General features: G+C 63.5%; 8 protein-coding genes. 6 read left to right on the top strand and 2 right to left on the bottom strand.

Annotated elements, in window-relative coordinates; all coding sequences use genetic code 11:
- Positions 1-85 precede the first annotated feature (85 nt).
- A complete protein-coding gene (gene recQ, locus H0I86_RS07705) occupies positions 86-2212 on the bottom strand; it encodes a DNA helicase RecQ (RefSeq protein ID WP_180924591.1) in 2127 nt (708 codons plus the stop codon).
- 415 nt (positions 2213-2627) lie between these two features.
- Between recQ and H0I86_RS07700 the strand changes: the two genes are divergently transcribed.
- The 4 genes from H0I86_RS07700 (at position 2628) to lapD (ending at position 6396) form a co-directional block, all read left to right on the top strand.
- Positions 2628-3215: a UPF0149 family protein gene (locus H0I86_RS07700; protein ID WP_007929756.1), complete on the top strand. Its 588-nt coding sequence runs from the start codon at positions 2628-2630 to the stop codon at positions 3213-3215.
- A gap of 10 nt (positions 3216-3225) precedes the next feature.
- Positions 3226-3621, top strand: coding sequence for a YbaN family protein (locus H0I86_RS07695; protein WP_016702286.1), 396 nt, complete (start codon positions 3226-3228; stop codon positions 3619-3621).
- Between the two features lie 108 nt (positions 3622-3729).
- Positions 3730-4437, top strand: coding sequence for a transglutaminase-like cysteine peptidase (locus H0I86_RS07690; RefSeq protein WP_180924590.1), 708 nt, complete (start codon positions 3730-3732; stop codon positions 4435-4437).
- An 18-nt stretch (positions 4438-4455) separates the two neighbouring features.
- Positions 4456-6396, top strand: a complete 1941-nt coding sequence (gene lapD / locus H0I86_RS07685) for a cyclic di-GMP receptor LapD (protein ID WP_180924589.1) — start codon at positions 4456-4458, stop codon at positions 6394-6396.
- Between the two features lie 62 nt (positions 6397-6458).
- Here the strand turns inward: lapD and H0I86_RS07680 are convergent, their stop codons facing one another.
- Positions 6459-12836, bottom strand: a complete 6378-nt coding sequence (locus H0I86_RS07680; protein ID WP_180924588.1) for a retention module-containing protein — start codon at positions 12834-12836, stop codon at positions 6459-6461.
- Positions 12837-12940: 104 nt separating this feature from the next.
- On the opposite strand from H0I86_RS07680, the gene H0I86_RS07675 reads away from it, so the two are divergent.
- Complete coding sequence (locus H0I86_RS07675; RefSeq protein WP_180924587.1) at positions 12941-13366, top strand: hypothetical protein; 426 nt, start codon at positions 12941-12943, stop codon at positions 13364-13366.
- 58 nt (positions 13367-13424) lie between these two features.
- Positions 13425-14783, top strand: a complete 1359-nt coding sequence (locus H0I86_RS07670) for a TolC family outer membrane protein (RefSeq protein ID WP_180924586.1) — start codon at positions 13425-13427, stop codon at positions 14781-14783.
- Positions 14784-14802: the final 19 nt, after the last annotated feature.

Genomic DNA, 14802 nt, shown 5'->3' with positions numbered 1-14802 from the left:
CTAATTATTAGTCAGCTAAGCATGACAGTTGCCGAGTGGCAAGGTTTGGCATGAACTGAATCGTTACATCTTGCCGCCGGACGACTCACATCTCGAATTCCGATTCCAGCGCCGCACGCACGCAATACAGCACACCTTCCGGCACGCGACCGGCAAACAGCTCAGCCACTTCGCTCACCGAAGGCAGCTCGCCTTCGCCATCGAGAAAGGCGTCCTGGATCTCGCCGAGCAGGTCTTCCGGCAGATCCAGCGCCTGCTCCAGGGACAGCTGCTGCTTGCCCACGGCTTCGGCGAGCATTGTGTAAACGTTCTTTTCCGAGCACTGCAATTGCCCGGCGATCTGCAGCGGCGTCATGCCGGCGCGGGCCAGGGTAATCAGCTCGTGGCGGATGTCGGCCACCACTTTCGGCGCCTGTGTCTCCCCGCCCAGCACTTCGAGGAACGCCTCGCCGTAACGCTCCAGTTTGCGCGCGCCGACGCCGCTGACCCGGGCCATTTCCGCCAGGGAGCCAGGCTGGCTGCGGAGCATTTCCAGCAGGGTGGAGTCGGGAAAAATGACATAGGGCGGCACGCCATGTTCTTCCGCCAGTTTGCGCCGCAGGGCGCGCAAGGCTTCCCACTGTTCGCGCTCTTCGCCACGCACCAGTTGGCTGGCCTGGCTGGTGCTGCTCTTGACGGCAGTCTGCGGCTTTATGTCGCGGCGCAGTTCCAGGGTCACCTCGCCCTTGAGCAGCGGCCGGCAGCTGTCGCTCAGACGCAGGCCGCCATAGCCTTCCAGATCGATGTCGGCCAGGCCACGGGCCACCAGTTGGCGGAACAGCGAGCGCCATTCGCCTTCGCTACGGGCCTTGCCCACGCCGAACACGGAAAGATGCTGATGGCCGAAGCTGCGGACCTTTTCCGTGTCCTTGCCCAGCAGCACGTCCACCAGGTGGCCGACGCCATAACGCTGGCCGGTGCGATAGATCGCCGACAGCGCCTGGCGCGCCGGCTCGGTGGCATCCCAGGTCTGCACGCCATCGACACAGTTGTCGCAATGGCCACATGGCTGTGGCATGTCTTCGTCGAAGTAGGCCAGCAGAGTCTGGCGCCGGCAGCGGGTTTCCTCGCACAACGCCAGCATGGCATCGAGCTTGTGCTGCTCCAGGCGCTTGTGGCGCTCGTCGCCCTCGGAGTTCTGCAGCATCTGCTTGAGCATCAGCACGTCCTGCAGGCCGTAGGCCATCCAGGCATCGGCGGGCAGGCCGTCACGTCCGGCGCGCCCGGTTTCCTGGTAATAGGCCTCGAGGGACTTGGGCAGGTCCAGATGCGCCACGAAACGCACGTTGGGCTTGTCGATGCCCATGCCGAAAGCGATGGTCGCGACCATGATCAGCCCTTCCTCGTTGAGAAAGCGCTTCTGGTGATAGGCCCGCAGTTCGCTGGGCAATCCGGCGTGATAGGGCAACGCCGGGAAGCCCTGCTCGCAGAGGAATGCGGCCACCTCGTCGACCTTCTTGCGCGACAGGCAGTAGACGATGCCGGCATCGCTGCGCCGTTCGCTGAGGAACGCCAGCAGTTGCTTGCGCGGCTGCTCCTTGGGAACGATGCGATAGAAGATGTTCGGACGGTCGAAACTGGAGAGGAAACGCTCGGCATTCTGCAGGTGCAGGCGATTGACGATCTCCTCGCGGGTCCGCTTGTCGGCGGTAGCAGTCAGGGCGATGCGCGGCACCTGGGGGAACATTTCCGCCAGTTGGCCCAGCTGCAGGTATTCCGGGCGGAAATCATGCCCCCACTGGGACACGCAATGCGCCTCGTCGATGGCGAACAGGGCGATGTCGAGGTTCTGCAGGAACACCAGCATCCGCGGTTGCACCAGGCGCTCCGGCGCCAGGTACAGCATCTTCACTTCGCCCCGCCGGATGCGCGCGGCCAGGTCGCGCTGCTGCTCGGCGCTCAAGGTGGAGTTCAGCGCCGCCGCGGCGACCCCGAGTTCCTCCAGGGTCGCGACCTGATCGTCCATCAGCGCGATCAACGGCGAGACCACCACCGCCAGGCCCTCGCGCAGCAAGGCCGGGACCTGGAAGCACAACGACTTGCCGCCGCCGGTAGGCATCAGTACCAGGGCGTCGCCACCACTGGCCACACGCTCAATGATCGCACCTTGACGGCCACGGAAACTGTCGTAGCCGAAGATGTCCTTGAGGACGCGCTGAGCCTGTTCGAGCATGAAAAACTCCAAAAATCGCTGAAATCCCTGTGCGCAGGCTGGCCGAAAAGACCACGGTTTTCACTGACAAATCCGTTAGCGGACTTTTCCTGGACCGTTACGACGCCTGCCGGGCATCAAAAACGCGCAAGTATACCCGAGCACTTGCCGGCGAAGGGTGCCGACAATGGACCGCCGGTAACCTTCAGGCTCTGCATGAAAAGTGGCTGCGCTCGGCCATGCTGCGTTAAAAACAGGCTCGGAATGCTCATTTAGGAACCTAAACTCCGCTTCCTCGCCTGTTTTTGCCTTGCCTGACCTTCGCTCGCCGACTTTTCCTGCAAACCCTGGAAGCGCGCAAATCTGCGCTGCGGCTGGCCTGAGCGCTCAAGAAAGCCTAGAATTCAGCATCGTTTATTCCCAAGGTAGTCCTTCAATGTCCTTCGCTGAGCAATTAACCCGCCTGCAAGCCTTCCTCGACGCCGATGAGCTGCATGACGAGGCGCTGGACTATGTGGCCGCCCACGGCTACCTGACTGCGCTGTCCATCTGTTCCGAAAGCGTTCCCGACCGTGAGTGGATCGACGCCCTGTTCGCCGAGGAGCCGCACTACAGCGACGCCGCCCAGCGCGAAGAGATCGAATCCACCCTGATTGCCCTCAAGGCCCATATCGCCCGCCAGCTGGCCTCCGACGAAGAGTTCGAACTGCCGTGCGACCTCGACCTCGGCGACGAGCCGGACGACTCCGACCTGCGCGGCTGGTGCATCGGCTTCATGGAAGGCGTGTTCCTGCGCGAAGCGGCCTGGTTCGAGACCGCCGAGGAAGAAGTCAGCGAGATGCTCCTGCCGATCATGGTCGGCTCCGGCCTGTTCGACGAACAACCCGAGTTCTCCGACATCGCCAGCGATGCCAACCTGATGGACGACATGATCGTGCAGATCCCGGAAGCCCTGACCGCGCTGTACCTGCTGTGCAACGCGCCAGACGAAAAACCGGCCATTCTCAAGCCCCGTCACCACTGAGTCATTGCCTATGGCCAAGCCCATAGGCAACCGCCCCCTGATCCTGCGTTACGTTCTGCTGGCCATCGGCTGGCTGAGCGTAGTGCTGGGGGTGACCGGCATCTTCCTCCCGGTATTGCCCACTACCCCTTTCCTGCTGCTGGCCGCCGCCTGCTTTGCCCGCAGTTCGCCGCGCTTCTATCAGTGGCTGGTGGACCATCCGCGGCTCGGCCCGTGGATCCGCGATTACCTGGATGGCCACGGCATCCCGCTCAAAGGCAAGGTCTACGCCATCGGCCTGATGTGGCTGAGCATCGGCCTGTCCTGCTACCTGGTGCCCCTGCCCTGGGCCCGTGGTTTCATGTTGACCAGCGCGGTGCTGGTGACGATCTACATCCTGCGCCAGAAGACCCTGCACAGGCCTTGAGCCCGACCCTGAGCGTCTCCTTCCTCTGCTCGTGGCAACCCGACCAGTTGCCCATGCTCGCGAAAAATACCGCCTAGACTTCAGAAACCTGCATTCGAGCAGCCCGCCATGCCCGCACGTTCGCGCCGCCCCGAGTGGACACTGCTCCGGCTTCGGCTGGCCGGCTGGTCGCTGTTGCTGGTCTGTTTATGGACCGACCCGGGCAATGTCCGGGCGAACTGGGAATTCGTTTCTGTCCTGAGCACCTTCGAGCACCGTCATCAGGTCCTGGGCCCGGCCCGGGAGCGTCTCGACGCCTGGAACCAGTTATTGCAGGACGTGAACGGGCAACCGGAAGACGTACAACTGAATGCCATCAACCGCTTCTTCAACCAGCAACTGAGCTTCAAGGAAGACCAGCGCATCTGGCAGCAGGGCGACTATTGGGCCACGCCGATCGAGGCCCTGCTCAAAGGCGCCGGGGATTGCGAGGACTATGCGCTGGCCAAGTATTTCAGCCTGCGCAGCCTGGGGGTTTCCAGCGACAAACTGCGCCTCACCTACGTCAAGGCCAGGCGCGGCAACCGGCCGCACATGGTCCTGGCCTACTACCCCAGCCCCGGCGCCGGACCGCTGATACTGGATAACCTCAGCAACGACATTCGTTCCGCCGCCCAGCGCCAGGACCCGAACCCGGTATACGCCTTCAATGCCGAGGGGCTGTACCTGCCCGGAGCCACGGGCGATACGCGCAGCATCGATCCGAAAAAACTCTCGCGCTGGCAGGACGTGCTGAAAAAGATGCGGGACGAGGGCTTCACCGTGGGTAATGGCTGATCCGACAAGGAGTGCCGAATGTCGCTACTCAAGCAACTGTTTCTCGCCATCTGCCTGTTCCTGCTGGTGGCCTTCAGCGGCAGTTTTTTTGTCGGCCTGGAAAGCTCCCGCGAACAGATGCTCAGCCAGCTGCGCTCCCACGCCCAGGATGCGGCCACCGCCCTGGGCCTGTCCCTGACCAGCCAGGTCGACGACCCGGCGATGATGGAACTGATGGTCAGCTCGATCTTCGACAGCGGCTACTACAACAGCATCCGGGTGGTGAACATCGAAGACGAAAGCATTCTGGTGGAGCGTTCGGTGCCCGCCAACGTCGAGGGCGTCCCCCAGTGGTTCGTCAGGCTGGTGAACCTGCACCCGCAAGGCGGCGACGCCCTGGTCATGCGCGGCTGGGAACAGGTGGCGCGGGTGGAAGTGCTGAGCAACCCGCAGTTCGCCCTGGCCAGGCTCTGGGACAGCAGTCTCGGTGGCCTGCTCTGGCTGCTGGTGTGCGGGCTGCTCAGCGCGGTGTTCGGCGGCTGGCTGCTGCGGCGCCAGCTGCGACCGCTGGATGCCATGGTCAGGCAGGCCGAAGCCATCAGCCACCGCGAGTTCATCAACCTGCCGGCGGTGCCACGCCCCCCCGAACTCAAGCGGGTGGTCCAGGCCATGAACCAGATGGTGGAAAAACTCAAAGCCCTGTTCGCCGAGGAGGCCGCGCGCAGCGAAAAGCTGCGGGCCGAGTCCTATCAGGACCGCCTGACCGGCCTGGCCAACCGGCGCCTGCTGGACGAACAGCTCGGCGATCAGCTGCTGCTCAACGAGCAGAGTGGCGATGGTTACCTGCTGATGCTGCGGGTCAACGACCTCAGTGGCCTGAACCAGCGCCTGGGCGGCCAGCGCACCGACGCCCTGATCAAAAGCATCGGCGACCTGCTCAAGCGCATCGGCACCCAGGCCGACCGGCGTCACTGGCTGGCGGCGCGCAATCGCGGCGGCGAATTCAGCCTGCTCACACCGGGCCTGGACAGCCGCGGCGCCGAGCGCCTGGCCATGGAAATCAGCGCCACCCTGGAAAACCTGCGCCTGACCGGAGCCAGCGACTGCACGCCGGTGGCGCACCTGGGCATCGTCGCCTACCGGCCGGGCGACCCGCTGAGCGGCGTATGGTTGCGCCTGGACCAGGCGCTGGCGCAGGCCCAGCAGCACCCCGAGCGCCCCTGGGCGTTGCTGCAGGACTTCACCGCCGGCCCCAGCCAGCCGCAGCATGACTGGCGCGCCTGGATCGATGACGCCCTGAACAACGGCAAGTTGAAGTTGTATTTCCAGCCGGTGGTGCAGTGCGCCGACACCAGCGAGGTGCTGCATCAAAAGGTGCTGGCGCGCTTGCTCGACCCACAGGGCGAAGCCATCGCCGCCGGGCATTTCCTGCCCTGGATCGAGCGTCTCGGCTGGTCGGCGCGCTTCGACCTGGCCATGCTCGAACACACCCTGGATTATCTGGTCGAGCATGCCTGGCCGCTGGCCCTGAGCCTATCCGGCAGCACCCTGCGCGCCCCCGACGCCTTGCAGCGGATCCTCGACCAGCTCAAGGCCCTGCCCGACCTGGCCAAGTTGCTGACGCTGGAGATCGACGAACGCCAACTGCCCTCGGCCAGCGAGTTGCAGCAATTGAGCCAGCGCCTGCGGGACAGCGGCTACCGGATCGGCCTGCAGCACTTCGGCGGCAACTTCAGCCAGATCGGCAACCTCGCCCACCTCGGCCTGGCCTACCTGAAAGTCGATGGCAGCTATATCCGCGACATCGACCGGCAAAGCGACAAACAGCTGTTCATCGAGGCCATATTTCGCGCCACCCACAGCATCGACCTGCCGCTGATCGCCGAACGGGTCGAGACCCAGGGCGAATTGGACACCCTCAAGGCCCTGGGTCTGTTCGGGGTCATGGGGCGGCTGATCGGCCCGCCGCAACCGATGTAGGCCCTTCCCCGCTCAGTCCCGGCGCCAGCCTCGCTCGAGACTGGCGCCGGGCCCGCCAGGTCTCAGACGGTATCGACCTTCAGCGAATGGTCGTTGAGCATGCCGTTGATGATGGTCGCGGTATCCGCGCCACCCGCGATCACCCCGCCCGCGCCCGGCGTCACCCCGTAGTGCGCCGCCAGGTTGACCCCGGCCAGGTCGATGGTCTGGGTCGGCGTGGCCCCCGCCGCCGCGCTGACATCGATGCTGGTGACCAGCGACGGACCGCTGCCGGTGACCGTGAAGTGCAGGTAGTCGTCCAGCGATGCGCTGCTGGCGTTCTCGCCTTGCAGCAGTTGCGACAGGTCGAGCTTGTCGGTGCCCGGCGTGAAGTCGGTGACCAGGTCATGCCCGCTGTTGCCCTGCTGCCACTGGAAGGTGTCGCTGCCGCTGCCACCGGTCAGGGTGTTGTTGCCCAGCCCGCCGATCAACAGGTCGTCGCCGCCACCGCCGTTGAGCACATCGTTGCCCAGGCCGCCGGTGATGATGTTGGCATTGTTGTCGCCGGTCAGGCTGTCGTTGTAGTTGGAGCCCACCAGGTTTTCGATGGCGGTCAGGATATCGGTCCCGGCGCCACCGGTGTTCTGCGCACCGAGCAGCGAGAGGTCGACCGTGACCCCGGCACTGGCATGGGCGTAGCTGGCGGTGTCGTTGCCCGTGCCGCCGTCGAGCAGGTCGTTGCCCGGCCCGCTGAACAACAGGTCATTGCCAGCGTCGCCGTGCAGGGTGTTGTTGCCGCTGCCGGCGACGAGCACGTCGTTGCCGTCGCCGGCATTGATCAGGTTGTCGCCGCTGCCGGCCAGCAGCACATCGTCGCCAGCGGTACCGGTCAGGGTATGGCCGCCCTGATAGCTGATGCTCACCGCCGCACTGTCGCTGCCGCCATGGCTGTCGCTGGCGGTGTAGGTACCGTGGTAATCCGGCGTGGACTCCTGGCCGCCAGCGTAGTTGACGGTCATGGTCAGCTGGTAGTTTTCCGAACCGTTGGCGTTGCCGCCGCTGGGGTTGGTCAGGTTGGTGATATGGATCTGGTAAGTGCCATCCGCCCCCGCGGTGAAGGTGCCGCCGTCGGCGATCGCGGTGTAGGCCCCACCATTGAAGGCGTACTCCATGCCCACCCGGCCCGCCGTCAGGTTGTGATCCAGGTTCAGGGTCTCGCCCTGCTTCAGGTTGACGCTGATCACATCCTCGTCGTTGCTATTACCGTTGTTGATGCTGCCCAGGAAGCCGCTGATCACCACCGCTGCCGTCATCGCCGCCGTATTGGCATTGAACGAGGCCCGGGCGACGGTCAGGGTCTGGTTGGACCCTCCGGTGAAGCCGATGGTCTGCAGGCTGCCGGCGGTAAAGTCCGCCCCTGGGGACAGCCAGCCGGTGTTGAAGCTGGTCGGCGCGGCCGTCAGCGGATCGCCGTTGGCGTCGCTGTCGTTGGCCAGCAGGGCATCGGCCGGCACCACGATAGTGCCCGACAGAATGTTGGTGATGATGTGGTCGTCGCCCGCCACCGGCGCCGTGTTCGGGTTGACCTTGACCACCAGGGTCGAGCTGGCCAGGTCGCCATCGTTGTCGCTGACGGTGAAGCCGACCGTCTCGGTCAGCACCACGCTGGTGATTTTCTGCGAGGTGTAGGTGTAGTCGCCCGTGTCGAGTTTCACTACCAGCGTGCCGCCATTGTTGGTGGCGATGCTGAGGCTGTTGTCCAGGGTGTTGAAGGTGCCGTGGTTGACCCCGCCGCTGAAACTCAGCGAGCCCTGGTTGCCATTGCCGCTGGGGTCATAAGTGTAGGTGGTGCCATCGACCACCAGGGTCTTGATGAAACCGCCATCGGCGCCGAACGAGCCGCCTTCGCCGAGCAGGGAGCCGGTGACCGGGGTGCCCTGTACCGTACCGGCCAGCACCGAGTCGAGCTGGTTCAGGTCGGTGACCACCACGGCATTGGTATCGATGTGGGTGCTGCCGTCATAGGCCAGCGGGTCGAGGTTGCTGTTGCTGACACCGCTGCCCAGGCCGATTGCATAGTTCTTGATGCCGTTGGCGTCGAGGAAGGCTTTCCAGGCGGTTTCGTCAGCGGTGCCGATCTCCTGGCCATCGTTGGGCTTGCCGTCGGAGAAGAAATAACCGACGTTCTGTGCGCCACTGATCTGGCCACTGGTGACAAACGCCAGCTTCGCCGCGGCCACGGCCGCATCGTAGTTGGTGCCGCCGCCCGCGGTCAGCGAGGCAATGATCGACTTGGCCGTCGCCACATCGACCCAGATCGGCGTCTTGTCCGTGGCGCTGCTGCTGAAGGTGACGATCTGGACCTTCACATCGCCCATGTCGTCGTACTTGTCGAGCAAGGTGCTGATCGCCTGCTTGGCCAGCTCCAGGCGCGACAGGCCGGGGACGCCCGACGGATCGGCCATGCTGCCGGAAACGTCGATCACCAGCAGCAGGTTGGAATCGACTTCCAGCGCAGTGACCGCACGCTCGCTGGCGACCGCCTTGGGCACATCGTCGACGATGCTGATCTGGATGGTGCTGGTGGTGGTATTGCCCAGCGCGTCGGTGGCCTTGTAGGTGAAGCTTTCGCTCAGCACGTTGGGGCCGTCGTTGGCGTTCGGCGAGGTTTTCGGCGCCGAGGTCAGGGTGTAGCGGTAGGTGCCGTCGGGGTTGAGCAGGATCTGCCCGTAAGTACCGGTGGCGCTGCCGACCAGGGTGTAGGTGATCGCCCCACTGCCGCCGATGACCGAGCCGACCAGGGTGCCGGTGGCGGTTTCGCCGGTGTTGCCCGGGTCACTGCCGATCACCGTGCCGGCCGCCAGGTCCTGGCCGTCCTTGTTCAGGTCCAGGGCTTTTTCGAAGACAGTGACATCCTCGTCATTGACCGCCCTGAATTCGTTGTCGCAGATCTGGATGGTGATGGTGGTGGTGCTTTCATCACCGTCCGCGTCACGCACGGTGTAGACGAACACATCTTCCGAATCGTGAGCGGTGACCGAGTTCGGATAGCTGTGATAAGTCGCGTTGCCGAAGGCGTCCAGGGTCAGCGTGCCATACAGGCCGTTGATGGTGGTATTCAAGCCGCCAATGGCCGGGGTCGAGGTATCGCTGCCGGCCCGCACGCCGACCACCGCGCCTGTGGCTGCCGGCCCATCGGCGCCCCCAACGTCGTTACCCAGCACGTTACCGCTGATGGTGGTGCCTTCATCGGCCATCGCCACATCGGGATGAGCGGTGGGCAGGTCATCGACGATATTCACATCGAGCACCCCGGAGGCACTGCTGCCGTCGCCATCGCTGGCGAACACAGTGAAATGCTCGGCGATGCTGTTGGCCCCCTGCCCCGTCGGGTGGTTTTCATTGTCGAGCAAGGTGTAGCTGTAACTGACGACACCGGTGCTGGCGTCGTAACCGGTAATGGTCAGGACGTTGCCCAAGGCGGTCATCATCGATTGCGGGAAGCCCGTGGCCACTCCGCCGGTCACCACATTGATCCCGCCCACGGTCAGGGTTTGCAGGCCGTCCGGTGCGATAACGGCGAAGAAGCCGCTCTGGGTCAAGGCCGGGGCATTGGGGCTGGTACCATCGCTGAGGTGCTTCTCGTAGACCGTCAGCTCGCCGCCGGGGATATCCAGGCAGTGCAGGGTCACGCAGTCATCGTTGTTATGGATATTCAGCACCAGGTTGGCGCTGCTGGAGTCACCATCGGCGTCGGTGATGGTGTAGACGAAGGTCTCGGTGCCGTTGCCATTGCCGTGCAGTGCCTTGAAGTCGGCATCCTCGGTATTGAGGGTGTAGGTGTAGGTGCCATCGGCAGCCAGAACCAAGGTGCCGTAGGTGCCGGTGAAGGTACCGGCGGTCACCGGGCCGCTGGGGACGCGGTCGGCGCCCTGCACGTCGTTGGTCAGCACATTGCCACTGAGCACCAGCTGGCTTTCCGAGGCGACGCCGTTGCTGTCATTGACCGCTGTCGGCAGGTCATCCACCACATTCACATCCAGCGAACCGCTGGCGGTGCTGCCATCGGTATCGGTGGCGACCACATTGAAGTGTTCGCTGAGGCTGTTGGCGCCGTTGGAGGTTGGGTGGTCCTCGTTGTCCACCAGGGTGTAGCTGTAGCTGATCACGCCGGTAGCCGCGTTGTAGCCGGTGATGGTCAGGATATTGCCCAGGTCGGTGGTGATCGATTGTGGGAAACCGGCGGCGACTCCACCGCTGACCACACTGATGCCCCCCACCGTCAAGGTTTGCAGGCCGTCCAGGGCCGTGACGGTGAAGGTGCCGCTCTGAGTCAGGACCGCGGCATTGGGGCTGCTGCCATCTGACAGATTCCTTTCGTAGACCGTCAGTTCGCCGCCGTTGCTATCCAGGCCATCAAGGGTCACGCTGTCATCGTTGTTATGGATATTCAGCATCAGGTTGGCGCTGCTGGAGTCGCCATCGGCGTCGGTGATGGTGTAGGCGAAGATCTCGGTGCCGTTGCCATTGCCGTGCAGTGCCTTGAAGTCGGCATCCTCGGTATTGAGGGTGTAGGTGTAGGTGCCATCGGCAGCCAGAACCAAGGTGCCGTAGGTGCCATTGAAGGTACCGGCGGTCACCGGGCCGCTGGGGACGCGGTCGGCGCCCTGCACGTCGTTGGTCAGCACATTGCCACTGAGCACCAGCTGGCTTTCCGAGGCGACGCCATTGCTGTCATTGACTGCCGTTGGCAAGTCGTCCACCACGTTCACATCCAGCGAGCCGCTGGCGGTGCTGCCATCGGCATCGGTCGCCACCACATTGAAGTGTTCGCTGAGGCTGTTGGCGCCATTGGCGGTTGGATGATCCTCATTGTCCGCCAGGGTGTAGCTGTAGCTGATCACGCCGGTAGCCGCGTTGTAGCCGGTGATGGTCAGGGTATTGCCCAAGGCGGTGGTAAGCGATTGCGGGAAGCCCGCGGCCACCCCGCCCGTCACCACGTTGATCCCGCCCACGGTCAGGGTCTGCATGCCGTCCAGCGCGGTCACGGTGAAGGTGCCGCTCTGGGTCAGCGCGCCCGCATCCAGGCTGCTGCCGTCCGCCAGGTTCTTCTCGTAGACCGTGACTTCTCCGCCTACGGCATTGAGGCCTTGAATCACCACCGGGTCATCGTTGTTGTGCACCTGCAACACCAGGTTGGCGCTGCTGGTATCGCCGTCGGCATCGGTCAGGGTGTAGGTAAAGGTCTCGGTGCCGCTGCCGCCGCCCTGGAGGGCGAGGAACGCCGGATCGTCTGTGTGCAGGGTGTAGGTATAGGTACCGTCGGCCGCCAGCACCAGGATGCCGTAGGTGCCATTGAAAGTACCGGCGATGATCGGTCCGCTGGGCACCCGGTCGGCGCCCTGCACATCGTTGGTCAGGACATTGCCAGTGAGTACCAGCTGGCTTTCCGAGGCGACGCCATTGCTGTCGTTGAACGCCTGGGGCACATCGTCGGTGATGTTGATATCCAGCGAGTTGCTCGCCGAATCGCCATTGCTGTCGCTGGCCAGCACGGTGAAATGCTCGCTCAGGTTGTTGGCGCCGTCGGCGGCGGAATGGATTTCGTTGCCGACCAGGGTATAGCTGTAGCTGACCGTACCCGTGGCAGGATCAAAACCGGTGATGGTCAGGGTGTTGCCCAGGGCAGTGGTGATCGACTGCGGAAAGCCCGCGGCCACCCCGCTACTGACCACAACGATCCCGCCCACACTGAGGTTGAGCAGCCCGTCGGGCGCAGAAATACTGAAGGTTCCGTTCTGCACCAGCGCCGCCGGATTGCTCGCCGAGCCCTGAGGCAGATTGGCTTCGCTGAGGGTCAACTCGCCATTGGCGACCGACAGGCCGCCCAGGGTAACCGGGTTGTTCGGTGGGGGCGGCGGCGCAATACCGCTGTCGTCGTCGCTTGGCGGTACCGCGGCAATCCGCTCAGGCACGAATTCGGGGATTCCGTTGAAGCCCGCGGTGGGGAAACCAATGACCGGCTCGACCCGGCCCGCGACTTCTTCGAGCAGTACAAAGGTATGCCCGCCACCCAGGGCACCGGCGGTGCCACCCGTGGCACCAGGACCGGCCGCCGTGGCTTCGCCGGTTTGCGTCGGGTCGGCGCCGGCAGCGATGGCTTTCTGCAGTTGTTCGACATCGGTCAGCTGCGCCTCGCTGGGGGGCACGGCTTCCGGAGTCTGTACATGGGGCGCCTGGTGCGCCAACAGTTGCGGGGTCAATTGCAGGCTGCTGTCGCGCCCGAGGGTCAGTTCCTGGCCGTTCTGCAGATGCACGGCCACCGCGCCCTGCGCACCGGTCACCAGTTGATCCCCCGCAAACAGACGATCGCCCTCTACCAGGACGCGCCGGCTACCATCCGCCGCGACCGCTACCACCTGCCCGATTACCTTACTGACGACGCCGATTAACCTAGCCATGAGCACTTCCTCCGCTGCCGACCGCTATCGGCATCTGGTTGCACGGAAAAGTGCTATGGCGTTATCGGGTCACCGACAGGAAACGCCAGCCTGAAGGCTCGCTGATGTCTGCTCAGTCGAACCTGCGCACCGGCCTGTCCCTCTCGCTCGTCCCTCGCTGGCCTGCTGTTTCTGCCGAAGGCAAAACCGAATGCAATCAAGCGCATTCCGGCTCCGGACAGCCCTCCCGCGAAAGTCGCGACACGGATTCAAACACTGCAAGCGACAAAAAAATGTCGCTCAAAAATCCGTATCGCACCCTCCTCACCGCTCCTTTCCCGCCCTATGTCGCAAATTTTGTTGAACCTTTTCAAGTCCCGAAAAAGCTCCCTAGAGCCTATAAATACGGGGTTTTCGAACTGAACAATGTGCTGGATTTCACAGAGTGCATAAGTTTTTTTCAGCATAAGCCTTATGAGAAATTCTTCTTAGCTTCCGCTCAGGATGTTCTTAGCTCTGTTGTTACAAGCCTGAAACGGTTTGATCTATAAATTTCGTCATTTTTTTGGCGACTGCAAAGCACATACATGGACCAGGGAGATGTACCTCATGCGCGTTTTTACCCCCCTCAGTAGCGCGATTTTATTAGCCATGGCCTGTATTCATCAGGCCCAAGCCATGTCTCTGACGGAGGCGATTCAAAGCACGCTGGACAACCACCCGGAACTGCGCGCGAGCCAGAACAACCGTCTGTCGGCTGATGAGGACGTCAAGGTCGCCAAAGGGGGCTTTTATCCATCCCTGGACCTGAATGCAGCCTATGGCCGTGGCTACAGCGACAACACCACCACCCGCGCGTTGGGCAACCATCACACCGAGACCCTGACCTATACCCAGTCGGAGTTGCGCCTGCGGCAAATGCTCTTCGACGGCTTCAATACCGCCAACGAAGTCGGGCGTACCCAGTCGGTCTCCAACTCGCGGGCCTACTACACCCGCGGCACCGCCGAGAGCCTGGCCCTGCGCACCATCGAGGTGTACCTGGAAGTGCTCAAGCGCCGCGAACTGGTGACCCTGGCCAAGAACAACCTGCAGGCACACCTGCGGGTCAACGACCAGATCGGCCTGCGCAGCGAACGCGGCGTCGGCAGCACCGCCGACCTCGACCAGTCCAAGGCCCGTCGCGCCCTGGCGGAAAACAACTATGACACCGCACAGGTCGACCTGGCCGACGCCGAGGCCAACTTCTTCAGCGCCGTGGGCCGTATGCCCGACGAACTGGAAAGCCTGCCTTCGGTGCGCGGCGAGATGCCCGCCAGCCTGCCGGATGCCCGGCAGAGCATGCTGGAGAACAACCCCTACCTGAAATCGGCCCAGGCCGACGTGCAAGCGGCCGAGAGCCAGTACGAGGTCGCCAAGTCGCCGTTCTACCCACGTTTCGACGCCGAGGCCGCGGTGGGCGCCAACGACAACGTGCAGGGCGACAAGGGCCACGACAATGAATGGCGGGTGGGCGTGGTGATGAACTACAACCTGTTCCGCGGCGGCAGCGACAAGGCCCGCCTGCAATCGGACGCGCACAAGATCAACCAGGCCATGGACATCCGCAACAACGCGCTGCGCATGCTCAACGAGAACATCACCCTGGCCTGGAACGCCATGCTCAACGCCAAGAAGCAGACCCCCACTGCTCGCGAATACGCTGAAACCACCACCCGCGTACGGGCCGCCTACCAGGACCAGTTCGGTCTCGGCCAGCGCACCCTGCTCGACCTGCTGGACAGCGAAAACGAGCTGTACAACGCCAACCGCCGCTACACCGAAGTGCGCTACACCGAGGAGTTCTCGATGTACCGCGTGCTGGCGAACATGGGCGAGCTGTTGAACAAGGAAAAAGTCGTGGTGCCAGCCGAAGCGATCGCCCAGACCGAAGTGAAGAGCGACGCCCGTCTGCCGGAGATGCGTTAAGTCCTCGGAGGACTTCAAT

Origin of the sequence: Pseudomonas chlororaphis subsp. aurantiaca (genome assembly GCF_013466605.1) — a bacterium.
In the GTDB taxonomy this organism is placed as follows: domain Bacteria; phylum Pseudomonadota; class Gammaproteobacteria; order Pseudomonadales; family Pseudomonadaceae; genus Aquipseudomonas; species Aquipseudomonas chlororaphis_I.
Note: the sequence above shows the minus strand (reverse complement) of the source record. Positions and strands in the feature narration are given on the sequence as shown.